General features: G+C 67.0%; 17 protein-coding genes and 1 tRNA gene. 9 read left to right on the top strand and 9 right to left on the bottom strand.

Features of this window, described 5'->3' with window-relative positions; all coding sequences use genetic code 11:
• Positions 1 to 233: 233 nt before the first annotated feature.
• The 4 genes from pstS to pstB all read left to right on the top strand — a co-directional run bounded on the left by pstS (position 234) and on the right by pstB (position 4418).
• Positions 234 to 1355 carry a phosphate ABC transporter substrate-binding protein PstS gene (pstS, locus tag ACZ5Z0_RS08605; protein WP_464108041.1) on the top strand — a complete coding sequence of 374 codons (1122 nt, stop codon included), beginning with the start codon at positions 234 to 236 and terminating at the stop codon, positions 1353 to 1355.
• Between the two features lie 194 nt (positions 1356 to 1549).
• Complete coding sequence (pstC, locus tag ACZ5Z0_RS08600; RefSeq protein WP_464108040.1) at positions 1550 to 2482, top strand: phosphate ABC transporter permease subunit PstC; 933 nt, start codon at positions 1550 to 1552, stop codon at positions 2480 to 2482.
• Positions 2483 to 3592, top strand: a complete 1110-nt coding sequence (pstA, locus tag ACZ5Z0_RS08595; RefSeq protein ID WP_464108039.1) for a phosphate ABC transporter permease PstA — start codon at positions 2483 to 2485, stop codon at positions 3590 to 3592.
• A gap of 46 nt (positions 3593 to 3638) precedes the next feature.
• Entirely contained in the window at positions 3639 to 4418 is a 780-nt protein-coding gene (gene pstB / locus ACZ5Z0_RS08590) for a phosphate ABC transporter ATP-binding protein PstB (RefSeq protein WP_464108038.1), read from the top strand.
• Between the two features lie 30 nt (positions 4419 to 4448).
• Here the strand turns inward: pstB and ACZ5Z0_RS08585 are convergent, their stop codons facing one another.
• The 3 genes from ACZ5Z0_RS08585 to ACZ5Z0_RS08575 form a co-directional block, all read right to left on the bottom strand.
• Complete coding sequence (locus ACZ5Z0_RS08585) at positions 4449 to 5465, bottom strand: anion permease (protein WP_464108037.1); 1017 nt, start codon at positions 5463 to 5465, stop codon at positions 4449 to 4451.
• Position 5466: 1 nt separating this feature from the next.
• On the bottom strand, positions 5467 to 6084 hold the full coding sequence (locus ACZ5Z0_RS08580; protein ID WP_464108036.1) for a DUF47 domain-containing protein: 618 nt from the start codon (positions 6082 to 6084) through the stop codon (positions 5467 to 5469).
• A 367-nt stretch (positions 6085 to 6451) separates the two neighbouring features.
• On the bottom strand, positions 6452 to 7108 hold the full coding sequence (locus ACZ5Z0_RS08575; RefSeq protein WP_464108035.1) for a hypothetical protein: 657 nt from the start codon (positions 7106 to 7108) through the stop codon (positions 6452 to 6454).
• 203 nt (positions 7109 to 7311) lie between these two features.
• Here ACZ5Z0_RS08575 and ACZ5Z0_RS08570 point away from each other — a divergent pair.
• Positions 7312 to 7384, top strand: a tRNA-Lys gene (locus ACZ5Z0_RS08570).
• 89 nt (positions 7385 to 7473) lie between these two features.
• Here ACZ5Z0_RS08570 and ACZ5Z0_RS08565 read toward each other — a convergent pair.
• The 4 genes from ACZ5Z0_RS08565 to ACZ5Z0_RS08550 are packed head-to-tail and all read right to left on the bottom strand — an operon-like array spanning position 7474 to position 15123.
• A complete protein-coding gene (locus tag ACZ5Z0_RS08565) occupies positions 7474 to 8328 on the bottom strand; it encodes a hypothetical protein (protein WP_464108034.1) in 855 nt (284 codons plus the stop codon).
• Positions 8329 to 8373: 45 nt separating this feature from the next.
• The gene (locus ACZ5Z0_RS08560; protein ID WP_464108033.1) at positions 8374 to 11520 is read right to left on the bottom strand and encodes an efflux RND transporter permease subunit; all 3147 of its coding nucleotides are present in this window, start codon (positions 11518 to 11520) and stop codon (positions 8374 to 8376) included.
• A gap of 1 nt (position 11521) precedes the next feature.
• Positions 11522 to 11977 (bottom strand): hypothetical protein, encoded by a 456-nt coding sequence (locus ACZ5Z0_RS08555; RefSeq protein WP_464108032.1) that lies wholly within the window; start codon positions 11975 to 11977, stop codon positions 11522 to 11524.
• Entirely contained in the window at positions 11974 to 15123 is a 3150-nt protein-coding gene (locus tag ACZ5Z0_RS08550; RefSeq protein ID WP_464108031.1) for an efflux RND transporter permease subunit, read from the bottom strand. The genes ACZ5Z0_RS08555 and ACZ5Z0_RS08550 overlap by 4 nt, the downstream gene beginning before the upstream one ends.
• 271 nt (positions 15124 to 15394) lie before the next feature.
• Here ACZ5Z0_RS08550 and ACZ5Z0_RS08545 point away from each other — a divergent pair, with 271 nt between their 5' ends.
• From ACZ5Z0_RS08545 to ACZ5Z0_RS08530, 4 genes are all read left to right on the top strand, one after another.
• The gene (locus ACZ5Z0_RS08545) at positions 15395 to 15898 is read left to right on the top strand and encodes a MarR family winged helix-turn-helix transcriptional regulator (RefSeq protein WP_464108030.1); all 504 of its coding nucleotides are present in this window, start codon (positions 15395 to 15397) and stop codon (positions 15896 to 15898) included.
• A 130-nt stretch (positions 15899 to 16028) separates the two neighbouring features.
• Positions 16029 to 16331: a hypothetical protein gene (locus ACZ5Z0_RS08540; protein ID WP_464108029.1), complete on the top strand. Its 303-nt coding sequence runs from the start codon at positions 16029 to 16031 to the stop codon at positions 16329 to 16331.
• A complete protein-coding gene (locus tag ACZ5Z0_RS08535; protein ID WP_464108028.1) occupies positions 16328 to 17236 on the top strand; it encodes a serine/threonine-protein kinase in 909 nt (302 codons plus the stop codon). Before ACZ5Z0_RS08540 ends, ACZ5Z0_RS08535 begins: the two co-directional genes overlap by 4 nt.
• A gap of 90 nt (positions 17237 to 17326) precedes the next feature.
• A complete protein-coding gene (locus ACZ5Z0_RS08530; RefSeq protein WP_464108027.1) occupies positions 17327 to 18151 on the top strand; it encodes a putative protein N(5)-glutamine methyltransferase in 825 nt (274 codons plus the stop codon).
• A 21-nt stretch (positions 18152 to 18172) separates the two neighbouring features.
• On the opposite strand, the gene ACZ5Z0_RS08525 is transcribed toward ACZ5Z0_RS08530, so the two are convergent.
• The gene (locus ACZ5Z0_RS08525) at positions 18173 to 18595 is read right to left on the bottom strand and encodes a hypothetical protein (protein ID WP_464108026.1); all 423 of its coding nucleotides are present in this window, start codon (positions 18593 to 18595) and stop codon (positions 18173 to 18175) included.
• Positions 18596 to 18703: 108 nt separating this feature from the next.
• Positions 18704 to 18967 carry a GlsB/YeaQ/YmgE family stress response membrane protein gene (locus tag ACZ5Z0_RS08520; RefSeq protein ID WP_464108025.1) on the bottom strand — a complete coding sequence of 88 codons (264 nt, stop codon included), beginning with the start codon at positions 18965 to 18967 and terminating at the stop codon, positions 18704 to 18706.
• Between the last annotated feature and the right edge of the window lie 2 nt (positions 18968 to 18969).

Genomic DNA, 18969 nt, shown 5'->3' with positions numbered 1-18969 from the left:
GGTGCCGGAGCCGCAGGCCGCGGCCCCTACGACTGTGACGCACGCAACGCAACCGCAACCCGTCAGATGTCAGCGAATGGCCGGGAGTCGTTAACCCGCCGTTCACTTTGGACCACAATTCTCTTCACTTGGGGCACCTACCTTCGGTAAAGGTACAAACGTATCCACCGTCTTTTTGTTCGGACGTCTCCGGTCCGGCACGCATCTGAATAACCCTGGAAGGGGTACATCTAGTGAAGGCATCACGCTTCGGCCGCAACGCGGCCATCGCTGTCATCGCAGCCGGCGCTCTCGCGCTCACCGCTTGCGGCTCCGACAACGCAACCAACACCGCTCAGTCGGCCACGCCGTCTGCGGCCGCCGTGAAGGTCACCGGCACGCTGACCGGCATCGGCTCCTCCGCGCAGGGTGCAGCCATGGACGTGTGGAAGACCAACTTCGCCTCCGCCAACCAGGGTGCCAACGTCCAGTACTCCCCGGACGGCTCCGGCGCCGGCCGTAAGGCGATCATCGACGGCTCGGCCCAGTTCGCCGGCTCCGACGCCTACCTGAAGGACGAGGAGATGACCGCCGCGCAGGCCAAGTGTGGCCCCGACGGCGCGCTGAACATCCCGGTCTACATCTCCCCGATCGCGGTGGCCTTCAACCTGCCCGACCTCAAGGAGCTCAAGCTCGACGCGCCCACCGTCGCCAAGATCTTCCGTGGCGAAATCGCCAAGTGGAACGACCCGGCCATCGCCGCGCTGAACCCCGACGCCAAGCTCCCGGACCTCAAGGTCACCCCGGTGAACCGCTCGGATGACTCCGGCACCACGCAGAACTTCACGGACTACCTCGCCGCCGCCGCTTCCGACGTCTGGACCGACAAGGCATCCGGCATCTGGCCCGCGTCCCTGAAGGGCGAGAACGCCAAGGGCACCTCCGGCGTCGTCAAGACCGTTACCGACACCCCCGGCGCCGTCACCTACGCAGATGACTCCGCTGTCAGCGGCAAGCTGGGCGTCGCCCAGATCAAGGTCGGCGGTTCGTTCACCAAGATCTCCGCCGACGCCGCCGCCAAGGCCGTCGACGCCGGCAAGCCGGTGGAGGGCCGCAACGCCAACGACCTCTCCATCAAGCTGGACCGCAAGACCACCATCGAAGGCGCCTACCCGATCGTGCTGGTCTCCTTCCACGTCGTGTGCGGCACCTACGACACCAAGGCAACCGCGGACCTGGTCAAGGCCTTCGAAAGCTACGTAGTCTCCGACGCCGGCCAGAAGGCTGCCGCCGACGCCGCCAAGTCCGCGCCGCTGTCCAAGACTCTGCAGGACAAGGCTCTCAAGTCCATCGAATCCATCAAGGCCAAGTCCTAGGGATCTCTTGCGCCGCAGGGCATAGTGGAAACACCAGCCCTACCCCAGGTTCCCTGTTCCGAAAAGGCGGTTATTGACCGCCCGCCCGGGGCAGGGAACCTAGGCGTTTTTTCGAAGTACCCAAAGATCCACAGCCGCCGGCCCGGAGAGATCCACGCGGCCGCCGGTGCGGATCGAAGCTGAAGGATCATGAAGTGACCACCACCTCCCTGACCACGTCCCGGGGCGCAGGCCGCGCCGGAGACAAAGTCTTTTCCGCAGCCACCTTGGCCGCAGGGTGCCTGATCCTTGCCGTGCTCTTCGGCGTGGCACTCTTCCTCGTCATCCAGGCAATCCCCGCCCTCGTGGCGTCCCCGGACAAGATCCAGGGCGGCGAAGGCTTCTTCGCCTACATCTGGCCGATTGTCATCGGCACCCTGATCGCCGCCGTGATCGCCCTCGTGATCGCGACCCCGGTCGCAATCGGCGTCGCACTCTTCATCTCGCACTTCGCCCCCCGCGGGCTGGCGTCGGGCCTCGGCTACGTGATCGACCTGCTGGCCGCCATCCCGTCCGTAGTCTACGGCGCCTGGGGCGCCGCGTTCCTGGCCAGGGAAATCTCCCCGGCGTACAACTGGCTGGCCGGCAACATGGGCTGGCTGCCGATCTTCCAGGGCCCGGCCTCGGCCACCGGCAAGACCATCCTCACTGCGGGTATCGTGCTGGCCGTGATGGTCCTGCCGATCATCACCTCGCTCTCCCGCGAAATCTTCCTGCAGACCCCCAAGCTGCACGAGGAGGCCGCCCTCGCCCTCGGCGCCACCCGCTGGGAAATGATCCGGATGGCCGTGCTGCCGTTCGGCCGCCCGGGAATCGTCAGCGCCGTGATGCTGGGCCTCGGCAGAGCCCTCGGCGAGACCATGGCCGTCGCCTTGGTGCTCTCCTCCGGCGCCCTCACGGCAAGCCTGATCCAGTCCGGGAACCAGACCATCGCCGCCGAAATCGCCCTGAACTTCCCCGAAGCCAGCGGCCTCAAGGTCAGCACGCTGATCGCCGCCGGCCTGGTGCTGTTCGTCATCACGCTGGGCGTGAACATGATTGCCCGGTGGATCATCACCCGGCACAAAGAATTCTCGGGAGCCAACTAAATGACCTCCACCCTGACCCCGGCCCGCAAACGCTCGGCCCTGACCAAAGGGCAGCTGCCCAAGGCCGCGCCGTACATCGTGCTGGGCCTCGCGCTCGTCCTCGGGGCTGCCATCCTGGCCCTGATCGGCTTCAATGCCTTCGGCTGGGGCATCGTTTCGGCCCTGCTCTTTGCCGCCGGACTGGTTGGCTGGAGCTCCGTCGTGGAAGGCTCCCGCAAGGCCAAGGACAGGCTGGCCAGCTGCCTCGTGGTCGGCGCCTTCCTGATTGCCCTGCTGCCGCTGATCTCGGTGATCTGGACCGTCCTGGCCAAGGGCCTCCCCGGCCTGCTGGACCCGGGCTTTCTAAGCACTTCGATGAACGGCGTCACCGGGTCGTTCGACAACAAGAGTGTCGATAACGGCGCCCCCGTGATGGGCGGCATCTACCACGCGCTGGTGGGCACGGTGCAGATCACCCTGCTCGCGACCGTCATTTCCGTCCCGGTGGGCCTGCTCACCGCGATCTACCTCGTCGAATACGGCGAGGACCGGGCGCTGGCCCGTGCCATCACGTTCTTCGTCGACGTGATGACCGGCATCCCCTCGATCGTGGCCGGTCTGTTCGCCGCAGCATTCTTCTTCGTCGTCGTCGGCCCCGGCACCAAGACCGGCGCGGTCGCCGCCGTCGCGCTGTCCGTCCTGATGATCCCGGTGGTGGTCCGCTCGAGCGAGGAAATGCTCAAGATCGTCCCGAACGAACTCCGTGAAGCCGCGTACGCCCTCGGCGTCCGCAAGTGGCGGACCATCATCAAGGTGGTCATCCCCACGGCTATCTCCGGCATCGCCTCCGGCGTCACCCTCGCGATCGCCCGCGTGATCGGTGAGACCGCCCCGATCCTGGTCACCGCCGGCTTCGCCACCTCCATCAACAACAACGTGTTCGGCGGCTGGATGGCCTCGCTGCCCACTTTCATCTACACGCAGATCCTCAACCCGACCTCCCCGTCCAACCCGGGTCCCTCCGACCAGCGTGCCTGGGGCGCGGCCCTGGTCCTCATCATCCTGGTGATGCTGCTCAACCTGGGCGCCCGCCTCGTGGCACGCATCTTCGCCCCGAAGACCGGCCGCTAGGCCACCGCCGGCACCCGGTCCCTACCTCCACAAGTGAAGGAACAGCATGTCTAAGCGCATCGACGTCAAAGACCTCAACGTCTACTACAGCAAATTCCTGGCCGTCGAGGACGTCAACATCAGCATCGACGCCAAGTCCGTGACCGCCTTCATCGGCCCCTCCGGCTGCGGCAAGTCCACGTTCCTGCGCACCCTGAACCGGATGCACGAAGTCATCCCCGGCGCCCGGGTGGAAGGCGAAGTGCTGCTCGACGGCGACAATCTCTACGGCCCCGGCGTGGACCCGGTGACGGTGCGTTCGCAGATCGGCATGGTCTTCCAGCGGCCCAACCCGTTCCCCACCATGTCCATCCGGGACAACGTGCTGGCCGGCGTGAAGCTGAACAACCAGAGGATCTCCAAGGGTGAGGCGGACTCCCTCGTGGAGCGCTCGCTGCGCGGCGCCAACCTCTGGAACGAGGTCAAGGACCGCCTGGCCAAGCCCGGATCGGGACTTTCCGGCGGCCAGCAGCAGCGACTCTGCATCGCCCGCGCCATCGCCGTGGAGCCCCAGGTGATCCTGATGGATGAGCCCTGCTCCGCCCTGGACCCCATCTCCACGCTCGCCATTGAGGACCTCATCAACGAGCTCAAGGACGAATACACCGTGGTGATCGTGACCCACAACATGCAGCAGGCCGCCCGCGTCTCGGACAAGACGGCGTTCTTCAACATCGCGGGCACCGGCAAGCCCGGCAAGCTGATCGAATACGGCGACACGCACACCATCTTCAGCAACCCCACCGTCAAGGCCACCGAGGATTATGTCTCCGGCCGCTTCGGATAACCAGCCCACCTAAGGAGCAACCGCCGGGTGCTAGAGCCCGGTAAGGGGCGACAGGGCGAGTTCCAGCACAAAGGCCGCTGCTGCGGTCACCAGCGGGGTTAGGGCCCAGAAGGCCAGGACGTGGAGCACCAGCCGCCGGTCGGTCCCGGTAAAACGCTGGTTCGTGCCCGCGCCCAGCACGGCCGCCGTTGCAGTGTGGGTGGTGGAAACCGGCCAGTGCAGTCCGATCGCGCCCACCAGCAGGATGACGCTGCTGTAAAGCTGGGCGACGAACCCGCGCAGTGGGTCGACCCTGACCAGCCGGTAGCCGATCGTGTAGGAGATCCGCCAGCCTCCCGCGAGGGTGCCGGCGGTCAGCATGGCGGCGGTCAGGAGGGCCACCCACGCGGGCGTGGAGCCGCCGTCGGGCAGTCCCGCGGCCAGCATCGCCAGGATCAGCACAGCGCTCGTGCGTTGGCCGTCCTGCAGGCCGTGGCCGAAGGCCACCGCGCCCGCGGCGACGGACTGTGCCCGCCGGGACCTGCTGTTCACCACGCCCGGCGGGGTGTAGCGGGCCGCCCAGGAAGCGGGCCAGACCAGCAGGTAGGCGCCCGCGAAGGCGATGACAGGGGAGATCAGCAAGGGCAGCACCACCTGGAAGAGCAGCGACTGATCCGCGCCCGCCACCGAGTTTCCGCCCACCGCCACGCTGGCGGCGCTGGCCCCCGCCAGACCGCCCACAAGCGCGTGCGTCGAGGAGGACGGAATTCCGCGCCACCAGTTGTAGATGCCCCACAGGACCGCGCTGAGCAGCCCGGCAACCAGGATGGTGAGCCCGTTCGCCCCCGCCGGGAGGATGACCCAGGTCCGGCTGACCTGCAGCGCCATCGTCGCGCTGAGGGCGGCGCCGACGAAGTTGAACAACCCGGCCAGCAGCACCGCGACCGTGGGGGTCAGGGCCCGGGTCCGGACCGCTAGGGCAACCGAGGAGGAAGCGTCCCGGAAACCGTTGAGGAAGGCAAACGCCCCGGCGAAGAGAACCACCAGGGCAAAGAGGACGAGGGACACCTCAGGATTCCTTGACGATGATGCTGCCCACCTGCGTGGCGATCCGCCGCATGTCCTTGGTGACTTCCACGAGCTGGTCCGCGATGTCGCGGTTGCGCGTGTACTGGGCCGACTTCATGTCCTTGAGCATGTCAGCCACCCAGACCCGGTGGGTGCGCTCCGCCCGCTTGGTGAGCCGGAGGACCTCGATCCAGTAATCCTCAAGGTCATCCAGATTGTTCAGCTGTCGCATGGCGTCGACCGTGAGTTCGGCCTGCCGGCTGATGATTTCCAGCTGGTCGGCCGCGCGTTTGGGCAGCCGCTCCAGCTTGTAGAGGAAAACGAGGTCCGCGGCGGCGTCCAGCTTCTCCATCGCCTCGTTGAGGTAGCGGGAAAGAGCGTACATGTCCTCGCGGGGGAGCGGGTTCAGGAAACTGGTCCGCATGTGTGTCAGGAGGGCAAAATGCAGTTCAGCGGACTTGGCTTCGTGGTCGTGCATGTCCTCCACGAGCCGCGAGTGCTCGCTGGCGGGGGCGCCCAGGATCTCCGAAAGGGTTCCCGTGGCGAGGGCTATCTGGTGGGCCATCTGGGAGAGCAGGTTCAGCCCTGCGGGCTCGTGGGGAAAAAGGCGCAGCTTCACGTGGGGTTACCGGTCTCCGGACGAGGCGTACACGGGCGTTGTCTGCCGGCCCTGGAACGTGACGATGACCCGCGCATGGGGATTACTTTACCGCCCGGAATTTGAAGGTGGGAATCCGCCGGTCCCGGCAGCGGGCATGAAAATGGTGCCGAACCGGATACGCCTCTCGGCGGTAGGCCGCTCTAGGCGGCTAATTGTTGAAGCCCGGGGGTTTCGCGGTTCGACACCGCCTTTAGTTTTCTACGTCGGCAGGCCCAAGTCAACATTGACAGCGCGGGCCCGGCGTGCGTATTGACAGTGCCGTGAAAGGGGTCTAAACGGTCGTCTTCGGGCGTCGCGCGGCGCCCGGGGACGGCCGCCGGGTGACTCAGTCCAGCTCGCCCAGCCGCCAGGCGTTGGCCGCGTGTTCGAGGTCCTCGGCGGTCTTGACCAGGAGGTGCGAATTCCGGGTCAGCTTGCTCGCATGGTTCGCGTTGCTGTGATCGACGCCGTCGGCGAGCGTGGCCTGGCCCAGCGCCACCACCCGGCAGAACGCTGCCGACCGTTCCAGCGCGACGTCGAACTCGCCGTCGAACGCGCCGGAGAGGATGGCGTCCGCCATCGACTTCATTTCGTCGGCGCCCGGAGGCTCGGCCGCCCCTGCCACCACGTGCGACACCTGTGCGGTGTCCTTGCCGGCCTTGAAGTAGACCGAAATCCGTTCAGGGTCACGGATCGTGGCGGCACGCAGGGCGTAGAGCCGCCAGAGGGCGCCCGGAAGGGATCGTGCCGGGCTCTCCGCCCACATTTCGGCGATCGCGTCCAGGCCCTGTTCGTCGGCTAGTTTGACCAGCCGCTTGGTGATCTTGGGGTCGTCGCTGTCCCGTCCGCGGCGCACGAGCGCCTGGGCCGCGAGGTGGGCTGCCTCGGAGACCCGGGCGGGATCCGCTCCACCGGCGAACGGTTCGAAGTCGATCGGTGCGAAAGGCTTCGGCTTGTGGTGACGGTGCGGTCCGGGGCTGCTGGCTCCTGCTTGCTCGTTCATGCCCCCACGCTACTCCTGTGCATTCCGGGAATCGAGCATGGACCTCCGCCGCGCGACGGCGGCGCAGCGGCAATGCGACGGCGGTGTGTCGGCCCGTGTGACAAAGGCCGCCTGCGTCTGGGGTACAGTGTTAACGTCCAGAAATGGAATGGGCCGACGTGTCTGTCAAGGGCGGATTTTCTGCCGTTGGTGGCTGTCGGCTGGGGCCTTTAGCTCAGTTGGTAGAGCATCGGACTTTTAATCCGTGGGTCGTGGGTTCGATCCCCACAGGGCCCACTCTTTTAGCGAAGAGTGGAAAAACCCCCGGCTTCCTGGCGACAGGATGCCGGGGGTTTTTGTGCGTCACGGGCCGGGAGGGCGGGACGCTACCGTTCGACGGCCTTCGGGGTCTGCCCGTAGATGTCGGGGCTGACCTCGTAGCCGTGGCGGTCCTGCGCCTTCGCCCGGTCGTTGACGCGGGCCAGGTCCCCGGCGTCCAGCTTGACCGTCTTGTCAAGGTTCAGGAGTTCCCGGCTGTCCCCGCCGGAGGCGGTCACTTTGTAGCTTCCGACGCCGGAACGGTAGTACTTCTGCTGGTGGCCGGCAGCCGCGCCGTCGAGCGGGTTGAACTCGTCGATCTTCACCGTTGAACCCTTGCGCTCAACCACCTGCGCGCAATCGAGGAAGCCAATCGAGGGTGCCGAGGCCTGGGTGTAGGCGTCCGTTCCTTCCCGGGGATGGGCCTGCATCGCGATGCCGCCGTGCGCGCCGTCCAGGCCCGAGATGAAGGTCTTGGGGGCGCCGGTGAACTTTCCGGCGTCGAACTCTTCCGGATACTCACCGAGCAGCCAGACGTCGCCGTGCCGGTTCTGGGCGAAGAATGCCAGCTCAGACTCCGCCAGCACCCCGTCGGAGTAGTCCCTGTCCCACAGGACCACGGTCCGCACGCCGTCGATCTTTTTGGTGAGCCCGGTCACGATGGACACGACGCGGTGTTCGTGGGTCTCCGGCGTTCCGGAGCTGAGGTCTGTGACGGTGCCGGAGAATTCCGACCTTGTACCGGGTTTCATGGGATGCCATCTGTTGTCGATCTCAGGGTGCGAGGGAAAGTCCGCGGCCTTGAATTCGGGCATCGAGCCCGGCCCGCAGTCTGCCGTTCCGGCCACGGCGGGGCTCCCGGTCAGGAACGACATCGGGAGGGCGATGAGGCACGTTAATGCGGCACGTTGCTTACTAAACATCGATCTGTCCTCTTCTTTGTGGGGAATCGCCGGGAGGGTCGGGTACTAAGCGGCGGCCTCTGGCGTGGGGGCCAGACGTTCCTTCTTCGATTTGGCGAAACGGAGATAGAGCGACGGCACAATAAACAGGTTGAGCAGGGTTGAAGTGACCAGGCCGCCGAGGATGACGACGGCCATGGGGTGTTCGATTTCGTGGCCCGGAACGGCTCCCATCACCACGAGTGGCACCAGGGCCAGCCCGGTGGCCAGTGTGGTCATGAGGATGGGCGAGAGCCGTTCCCCGGCTCCGCGGAGAACGAGGGCACGGCCGAAAGCCTGGCCCTCGTTCTTTTCCAGGTGCTGGCAGTGGTTGATGAGCAGGATGCCGTTGCGCGCCGCGATCCCCATCACCGTGAGGAACCCGACCACCGATCCCAGCGACAGGACCCTGCCGGAGATGTACGCGGCCATCACCCCGCCGACCAGGGCGATCGGCAGCGTCAACAGCGAGAGAAATGCCAGCCGCCAACTGCGGAATGAGGTCTGCAGCAGCAGCAGGATCAGGGCAAGAGCCGCCAACGCAAAGACCATGAGGCGGTTCGTCGCGGCCTGACGCTCGGTGAACTCACCCAGCAACTGGACGCTGTAGCCGGCCGGCAGTTCCAGGTCGGCCAGCCGGTCCTGCAATTTGCCGACGACGACCCCCATGTCTGCACCCTTGGCCAGGAAGGATCCCACTTCCACCCGGCGGGACCCGTTGGTGCGGTCGATCTGGTTGGGCGTTGCCTGCAGTTTAACGGCGGCGACGTCGGCCAACCGGACCCGCTGTCCGCCGGGGGTATCAATCGGCAGGTCCTCGATGCTGGTCACGCTGGAGCGGGTGGCCGGGGTGCTCCAGACCTGGACGTCGTAGGCTCGCCCGTCCCGGAAGACGTCTCCGACCTCTTCGCCGGCAACCAGCGTGGCCGCTGCCCGCCGCACATCCCCGGGCTTGAGCCCGAACTTCTGCGCGGCGGCAAGATCCACCGTGACGGTAACCTGCGGCACCTCGACCTCGAGGGACACATGGGGGTCTTCGGTGCCCGGAACGTCATCCAGTATCTTTTTGACCCGCTGGGCCTGTTCGCGCAGCACGGTGAGGTCGTCACCGAACACGCGGACCAGGATGGGCTCGCTGGCCCCGGTCAGGACCTCCTCGATCCGCTCCTTCAGGTAGGTCTGGACGTCGCGGTGAAGCCCCGGGTAGCCCTCCACGACTTCCTGCACGGCGGCCAGCGTCTCGTCGTAGTTGGCGTGGCGGTCGATGCTGATCCAGTGCTCGCCGGCGTTGACGCCGACGATCTCGTCCGCCGCGAACGCCTGCCCGATATGCGTGCCGCAGTTCAGCACGCCGGGCACTTTGAGGAACTCCGCACACCCGCGCTGCGAGATCCGGTATTCCTCCTGCGCCGACGTTCCCGGCTGCGCGATCCAGTGCATCAGGAAGTCCCGCTCCTTAAACGTCGGGAACAGCGACGATCCCATCAACGGAGTGATCGCCAGGCCCACGGCGGCGAGGGCGGCGAAGCCGGCATAGCCGTAGCGGGGACGGTTCATGACCCTGGACAGCGCGGCGTGGTAGCCGCGCTTCAGCACCCGGACCAGCGGCGGGTCCCGCTCCTCCAACTTTGCGTTCCCCAACAGGATGAGGGCCAACGCCGGCGTCAAGGTCAAGGCCACCAGCATGGAGGCGAGGACGGCCAGGGTATAGGTGATGGCCAGCGGCCGGAAGAAGACGCCGGTCAGCCCGTCCAGGAAGAAGATCGGCACGGCGGCGACCACAATGATCAGCGTCGCGTACACGATCGGACTTCGCATCTCGAGCGAGGCCTTCAGGACCACGGAAGCGGCCGACGCGTCGCTGCCCGAGCCCTTAGAACCCGCGGCACGGTGCTGCCGCAGCCTTCGCAAGATGTTTTCGACGTCGATGATCGCGTCGTCCACCACCACGCCGACGGCGATAACCAGCCCGGCCAGGACCATGGTGTTGATCGAACTGGCGGTGAAATAGAGGACCAGGGCCGCCGTGAGCAGCGAAAGCGGTATGGCAATCAGGCTGATCAGGGCGGTGCGCCATTGGAAGAGGAAGGCACCGAGAATCAGGACAACGAGCAGGCAGCCCAGCAGCAGCGCGGTGCTGAGGTTGGAGATGGACTCCTCGACAAAGCTCGCCGGGCGGAAGATGGTGGTGTCAAAGCTGATCCCGCTCATCCCGGGCTGGAGCTCCTTCAGGGCTTCCTCCACGCCCTTGGTCACGTCCAGGGTGTTGCCCCACGGCAGCTTCTCGACGATCAGCATGAGCCCGTGGCCGTTGTTGATGACGGCATCCCCAATCAGGGGCTGGTGGTCCTCGACCACCTGGGCGACGTCGCCCAGGTGCAATGCCACGCCGTCCTTCTCCCGGATAGTGACCTGGGCCAGGTCGGCGGGCGTCTGGATCGGCTGGACGTGGCGGACCCCCATTCTCTGGGTCGGGCTGTCGATGAAGCCGCCGGTGCCGATGAACCGTCCCGGAGAATACTTCAGCAGCCCGGCGTCGAGGGCCCCCGCCGTGACCTCCATGACCTGGTTGAGCGAGACGTTTTGAGACTTGAGCTTGTCCGGTTCCACCTGCACCTGCAGCATCTGGAGGCGTTCGCCCCAGATGGCTACATTGGCCACCCCCGGAACCCGGAGCAGCCGTGCCCGGATGGTCCAGTAGGACAGCATCGACATCTCGATCAGGGACCGGTCCGCGGAGGTCATGCCGATCTTCATCACCCGGCTCGTGGCGGACAGCGGCTGCAGCATCACCGGCGGGGCCGCCCAGGTGGGCAGCGCCGCCGTCACCGCAGCCATCCGCTCCGACACCAACTGGCGGGCGTTGAGCAGTTCCGTTCCCTGGTGGAAGATCAGCACGATCGAGGACAGCTGCGGCACCGACTTGGACCGCAGCTCGTCCAGGCCCGGCATGCCGCCCACCGCCGCCTCGATCGGGACGCTGACCAGCTGCTCGACTTCCTCCGCGGTCAATCCCAGGCAGGCGGTCTGGATTTCCACCCGGGGAGGGGCGAATTCGGGGAAGACATCCACTGATGCGGAGCCCAGCTGCAGCGAGCCGAGCAGCATGACCGCGCAGGCCAAGGCCACGACGATGGTTCTGAACCTCAGGCTGATGCCGATGAGCCAGCGCATGTCAGTGCGCCGTATCGAATTCTGCGCCGTACAGTTCCTCGGCTCCCGTGGTGACCACCACGGTGCCGGCGGCGGGACCGTCACTCAGCAGGGCGACGGCGCCGTTGATCCGCTCGACGGTGACGGCCTGGCGGACGTAGACCCGGGGCTCGGGGTTCGTGTAGACCCAGGTCTTTCCGGTGCTGTCGTACAGGATGGCCCAGTAGGAGACGCTCAGCTTCCCCGTCTGTGGATCCACGGCGGTGACATCGGTTTTGAGGCCGACGCGCTCGACGGCGTGCTCCGTCAGGGTGATGCGGTGCAGATCCGTTCCCGGAACCTCAGCGAGGACGGCGGGGTCTCCGTTGGCAGGGGCGGCCTCCTGGATCTGGGCGCAGCCTGCTGCCCCGAGGGCCAGGAAGGCGGCAATGACCAGCCCGGCCAACGTGCGGCGCCGTGGCGAAGCGATCGGGTTCATGACGCATCCTGACTTTCGGTCCGGCCAAGGGAACCGCTGCCGGCGCGGGGGCTCAGTGCTTCCTTCGGCTGGAACCGAAGCAGCACGGCGGGCATAACGAACAGCACGAAGAGCGTCGTCGTCAGCAACCCGCCCCAGATGATCACGGCGAGCGGCAAGATGATCTCCGTACCGGTCACGCCGCCGAAGAAGACCAGCGGCAGCAGGATCACGGCGGTCATCACGGACGTCATCAGGGTGGGTACCAGCCTTTCCCGTGCGCCCCGAAGCATCAGATCCGGCCACGAGGCGGTGCTGTCCTCGGCCCGCAGACTCCGGAGCAGGCCCAGCAGGAGCAGGGCGCCGCGGGCGGCGATGCCCAGGACGGCGGCGAAGGCGACAAGCGAAATCAGCGAATTGACGGAGCCCGCGGCCTGGGCGGCCAATACTCCGCCGGACAGGGACAGGACCAGGCCGAGGAAGATCATGCCGGCGAGCTTCCAGCCTCCGGCGGCCGTCTGGAGCAGCACCAGCACGCCGGCCGCCGCGATGGCGGCCAGCAGCCACAGCCACTGGTAGTTGCCCTGCAGTTGTGCGTACTGGGTCAGGACCTCGGCGTGGTAGGCGAGCGGGAACTGCATCTGCTGCAGGCTCTTGTTGACGTCCTGCTGCACATCGGTGACGGAACGGCCTTGGATTTCCGCCTTCACGTCGATGCGCCGTGAGGTGTCGTCGTGCAGGATCGCGGCTTCGTTCCCCACCATCGTGACCTGGGCGACGTCGCCGAGGCGGACGTGGCCGCCGTTGGGGGTGTCGATGATCAGGTCACGGACGCTGTCGAGGCTGTTCCGGGTGGACGCCGCCCCCTTCACGATCACGGAGAAGACCTTCTGCTGCTCGTAGAGGTTTCCGACTTCGATGCCCTGCAGCAGCGCCGCTGCTGCACGTCGGACATCGCCGGGAACGATGCTGGCTTTCTGCGCTGCGGCGAGGTCCACCTTGACCTCGGCGATCGGCTGTTCCACCGGGGCGTCCACGTGGGGGTTCACGACGCCGGCGGTATGCTCCAGGATCCGTTGCACCTCTGCCGCCTTCTGCCGCAGGACCGCCCTGTCGAGGCCGTAGACCCGCACCCCGAAGCCGCTGTCGCCGGCCTCGCGGATCTGGTCGATGCGCTCCTGCGGGTAGGTCGACACCTTGCTGGTCAGGCCGGGATACCCGGCAATGACCTGCCCGATGGCGGCGGCAGTGTCGGCGTAGGACGCATCCGGGGCAACCGTGACCCACAGCTCGCCGGAACTGACGTCGCCGACCTGGTCCGAGGTGACCGCGCGGCCGACGTGCCCGCCCACGTTGGCGACCCCCGGGAGGGCGCGCAGTTCGCCGGCGGCGGCTTCGGTGATCCGGCTCATTTCCTGGTCCGAGGTTCCGGCCATCGCGCTCCAGTGCACGACCAGGGTCTTGTCGGCCAGGACAGGCACCACGGGACGTGACCCGGCCAGCTGCGGTGCCAGGGCAAGGCCGGCCAGCGCCACCACAGCGGCGGCGGCAAAGACCCACCGGCTCTTTGCGGTCACCCGGGACACGAGGCTGCCGTAACCGCCCTCGAATCGGGCCAGGGCGCGGCGTTCCGGGCGGGGCGCGGACCCCGCCGGCAGGTAATAGGCCAGCGCTGTCGTGACGGTCAGCGCCACGACCATGGCGATGACCAGGGCCAAGAGATAGTTCAGGACGAGTGGCCCGAACAGCGCCCCGTTTTCGCCCGCCACAAAGAACGCCGGCATGACCGCCAGCGCCATGATCATCAGCGAGTAGAGCATCGGCGTGCGTACCGACCGCACGGCCTCAGGGATCAGGGCTTCCCGCCACTCTTGGCCCCGGAGGCCGGGGCCGGCGGGAATCCGGTTGGCCCTGACGAGGCCGTTGAGGTCCTCGGCGACGTCGCCCACGATGACGGCCAGGGCCAGGACCATCCCGGCGAGGACCATCGTGTTCATTCCGGCGCCGCGCACGTACAGCAGCAGACCAGCCGCGGACAGCGACACCGGAATGGCGATCACGCTGATGACGGCGGTGCGCCACGAGCGGAAGAACGCACCGAACATGGCCACGATCAGCACGAGGGTGATCAGCAGAGCGATGCCGAGCGTACCGACTTCCTCCTGGATGAAGGAGGCCTGCCGGTAGACGGTCGTGTCGATCTTGACGCCCGGCAAGCCGGGCTGGAGGGCTTTGAGGGCCTCATCCACACCCTTCGTCACGGCCATCGTGTTGGTCTCGGGGAACTTCTCGATCACCAGCAGCAGCTCGGCTTCCTTGCTCAGGAGGGCATCGCCGATGAGCGGCTGGTGGTCGGTTTCGACCGTGGCAACGTCCTTCAGGAGGAGCTTGCCGTTGGGCCCCTCGATGGGAATCTGGCCCAGGTCCTGGGGGGAGGCGATCGGCAGGACGTGCTGGACGCCGATCCGCTGGTGCCCGGTTTCGAAGAAGCCGCCCGTGCCGGGGGTGGAGGCCTCGAGGTAGCTCAGCGGCGATACCCAGACGGAATTGCCGGTGGTCTTGATGACTTCGTCCAGCGTCACCCCCTTGGCTGCCAGCTGTGCCGGGTCAACCAGGACCTGCAGTTGCTGGTCGCGCTGGCCCCAGATAGCCACGTTGGCGACGCCGGGTACGGAGAGCAGCCCGGGCTTCATGGTCCAGCGGGCCAGTACCGACATGTCGATGGCCGACATGTCGGTGGAGGTCAGCCGGATCATCATGACCCGGCTGGTCGATGAGAGTGGCTGCATGAGCACGGGTGCTGCCGACACGTTGGGAAGCGCGCGGGCCTGGGTCAGGCGCTCCGAGACCAGCTGGCGCGCCCGGAACAGGTCTGTGCCGGGCTTGAAGACCATCTGGATCGAGGACAGGCCCGGAACGGACTTGGAGCGGATTGCCTCCACCCACGCCACGCCGTTGAGCAGGTCAGCCTCCATCGGCGAGGTGATCAGCTGCTCGACTTCCGCCGCCGACAGCCCGAGGGCCTCGGTCTGGATCTCCACCTGGGGCGGAGCGAATTCGGGGAAGGCGTCCACTGCCGTACCCGGCAGGGTCGTGAGTCCAAAAGCGAGAATTCCCGCCGCCACAGCCAGCACCAGCAACCGGAACTGCAGAACCAGGCGCAGCATCGCGGCCATCATAGCCGGAACCCCACTGCGGTGTTGTCGATGCGGGGACCTGCGTCGGGATCGACTCCTGGAAAGGGCCCCTCGCATGAACTTTTGAACGGTTGCCTGTCCACGGCGCGGCTCCTCGTGCCACAGCGCCCCAGCGTCGTCTAGCCAAAATGATGGCCCTGAGGAAAACCATCGTCAATGGCCTTAGACAATTTTCCAATTGATGGAGGCAGGGCCATTCATTGCAAGTTCGTCTAGTAATAAGTCAGGCTAGGATTGACGGATGAACTCCGACACCGCCTCCAGCTCAGGGTACTGGTACGGCCCCGACGAGCGCCTCGATGCCCCGGCGGCCGTGCTGCACGCCTTGAGGAGCTACCGGGCCGCCGAGGTGGCCACCCGCCGTTCCACCCGGGACTCCATGGGCATGGGCGAGACGGACCTGCTGGCACTGCGGTACCTGTTGCGCGCCCAGGCCACGGGGGAGCGGGTCGGGCCGAAAGACCTCAGCCGCACTCTGGGCATCACCACGGCCTCCACCACCTCACTGATTGACCGGCTGGTCGGAAGCGGCCACGTCCGCCGCGAGCCGCACCCCACGGACCGGCGCTCCCTCGTGATCGTCCCGACCGCCGTCACCGACTCCGAGGTCCGCGCCACCCTTGGCGAAATGCACCGCCGGATGCTGGCCGTCGCGGAGGAGCTGAGCGCCGAGGAAAGCCGCATCATCGTGGGCTTTCTTCGCCGCATGACCGAAGCCCTCGACGGGCAGTCGGAACACCACTGACCCTGCCGCGCAGGACGGTGCGCAAGTATCTAGCTCCGAAAACTAGCTAGTCCGGCTAGTGATATGTATGCTTACTACTTGATATGTATGCTTACTACTTGTGTCAGATAATCGTGCGCGTGGAGGAGTCGTGACTGAGTTGTTGACGATCACCGGAACCCCGGGAGCCGGTGCGGGCCCCTTGGCTGCGCCCCGGTCACCCGCAGAGCCGGGCGCCGTTGCGTCCGCGCTGCCCTTGAATACGGCGAACCCGGCGCCCAGCCATTGCGGTACGCCGATGGAGTGGACGGCGCCGGTGCTGGGCACCATGTCGGTCTATTCGTTCGACGCCGGCAGCGGCTCCGCAGACCTTCCGCCCGTGTGGCGCTGCTCCTGCGGATTCCAGCTCGATGGCATCGTCCATACCTCCAACGCACTGCTCGCACTTTCGTGAGTGCGGCTCCAGTCGCCGCGGTGGGACGTCCCGCCGCCGTCCCCGCCGTGGCCGGGCTCGATGCCAAAATCCTGCCGCTGCCGGACGCCCCGGAGGGGCGGTTCCTGGTCCACGAACTCCTGGGCCGCGGCGCAACCGCCACCGTCTTCCGGGGCACTGACCTTTCCAATGACCGCCCGGTGGCCATCAAGGTGGCCGAGGGGCCGGCCGAGAAGGACGCCAGCCGGATCCATGCCGAGGCACGCATGCTCGCCTCGCTGGACCACCCCGCCGTCGTCCGTTTCATCGCCGCAGGCACTGTCCCCGGCGGCGACCAGTGGGCGGGACGGCCGTTCCTGGTTGAAGAATTCGCCTACGGCGGAAGCCTGGCCGAGCGGATCCGCGGCGGCGCATGCGCCCCGGAGGATGTGGCCGGCTGGGCTGCCGCCGCGCTGTCCGGACTCGGGCATGTGCACGGACGCGGGCTGGTCCACCGAGACATCAAGCCCGCGAACATCCTGCTCAGTGAACTGCGGCGGTGCTCCGTGCGGATCGCCGACTTCGGCATTGCCACGGCGGCCGGCACGCAGCCGGAACCCGGCGATTCTTCGGGAACCGTGCACTACATGAGCCCCGAGCAGGCGGCCGGGCAGCCCGTCCTGGCGGCCAGCGACATCTACGCGCTGGGGCTAGTGCTGCTGGAGTGCCTCACCGGCGTGAAGGCCTATCCCGGGACGCCGGTCGAGTCGCTGGTGGCCCGCACGCTGCGGGGCCCGGCTATCCCGGCCGAACTCGGCGCCGGCTGGGTGTCCCTGCTGACGGCCATGACCGCGATGGATCCCGCGGCCCGGCCCCCGGCTGCCGCGGCCGAGAAGCTGGCCAGCAAGCTTGCCCGGCCCGTGCCGCCGCTCCGGCTGGTCGGCTAGGAACATTCACAGGGGTGTCTGGGCGCGGCTTGGATAGCATGGGGCTTCCAGGACCTGCTGCCGTCACGCGCGGCGGAAAGGGCGTCATTCATGCCTACAATCCCCACGCAGCGCCCCGACGTCGTCGGCCGGCTCCGCGCCGCCGGCTGCGTGTTCGCCGAGGATGAGGCTGCCCTGCTGGTCGCCGCCGCGGCCACCGCGGAGGAGCTGGAATCGCTGGTTCGGCGGCGGGTCTCGGGGCTGCCGCTGGAACACGTGCTGGGCTGGGCGGAGTTTTGTGGCCTCCGCATCGAGGTTGACCCCGCGGTGTTTGTCCCACGCCGTCGCACCGAGTACCTTGTCCGGCTGGCAGCCCGGCTCCTGCAGGCGCGCGGGGCGGCCGGAACGCCCGTTGTGGTGGACCTGTGTTGCGGTTCGGGGGCCGTGGGCGCCGCGCTGGCCGCAGCAGCCGGGCCGCTGGAGTTGCACGCCGCCGACGTCGACCCCGCTGCGGCGGCTTGTGCGCGGCGCAACCTGCAGCCGCTCGGCGCCGAAGTCCATGAAGGCGATCTGTACGGCCCGCTGCCGGAACGGCTCCGCGGACGCGTGGATATCCTGGCCGTGAATGCGCCCTATGTCCCCTCGGGGATGATCGGAACCATGCCCCCAGAGGCACGGCTGCACGAACCCCGTGTTGCCCTGGACGGCGGCCCGGACGGGCTGGAGCTGCAACGGCGAGTGGCCGCCGCGGCGCCGGAATGGCTGGCGCCGGGCGGCCATCTGCTGATCGAGACGAGCCGGCGGCAAGCGCCGCAGACCATCGGGATCCTTGCCGGGAACGGGCTCTCCAGCCGCGTCTTCAGCTCACGGAGACTGGACGCCACCGTGGTGCTTGGCAGCGTCCTGGCTGGCGCCGCGGCCAAAACTCCGCGCTGAGGGTTCCGACGCCTGGATCCGTCAGTGCTTCTCCGGGTCCACGTTGGTGGCCGGTCCGGCGGGCGTAACGCCGCCTTCATCGGACCAGTCCTGACCGGTCGTGTCGTTCAGGGCCGGATCCGAGAAGACGTCGGACGGGGCGTCCGCCGCCGCTCCCGCGGCGGCATGGGCGCCGCCGGAGGTGCCGGACGCGTCGTCGTCCCGGAGGACAGCGGAACTGATCACGGTGCCCGCGCGGCGTGCGGCCTCGGTCAGCTGGCTGGAGACCTCGGGGGCCTTTTCCTTGACCGCTTCAGTCGCCGCGGCCACCTTGTCCTGGACCGGCTTGCTTTGCCAGAGGCCTGTTGCCCTGGCCTTGAGTTTTTCGTAGGCGGCCCGGCCCGAGCGGGACCCAAGGACGTAACCTGCTGCGAGTCCGGTGCCGAAAAGAAGTTTGGCTTTCATGCTGTACCCCTGCTCTTGGTGCTCTGGAAGTCGTATCCGAATACTGTCCGGTGCCAAAAAACCGGCCCCGGGAAATAATCCCGGGACCGGTTTTCCGGTCGCTCCGTTTTAGCGGTGCGAGCGCTTGGTGATCATGCCGTAGACCAGCAGTACGATGATCGCACCGCCGATCGCCAGCAGCCACGTCGTCAGCGAGAAGAATTCCTGCAGTCCGGTGCCGAAAAGTGCGCTACCGATGAAGCCGCCCAGCAGGGCGCCCACGACGCCGAGGATCAGCGTGATGACCCAGCCACCGCCCTGACGGCCCGGCAGGATAGCCTTAGCGATTGCGCCGGCAATAAGACCCAGAATCAGAAATGCGAAAAAACCCATTT

This window comes from Arthrobacter sp. T2-23 (assembly GCF_055398325.1).
Note: the sequence above shows the minus strand (reverse complement) of the source record. Positions and strands in the feature narration are given on the sequence as shown.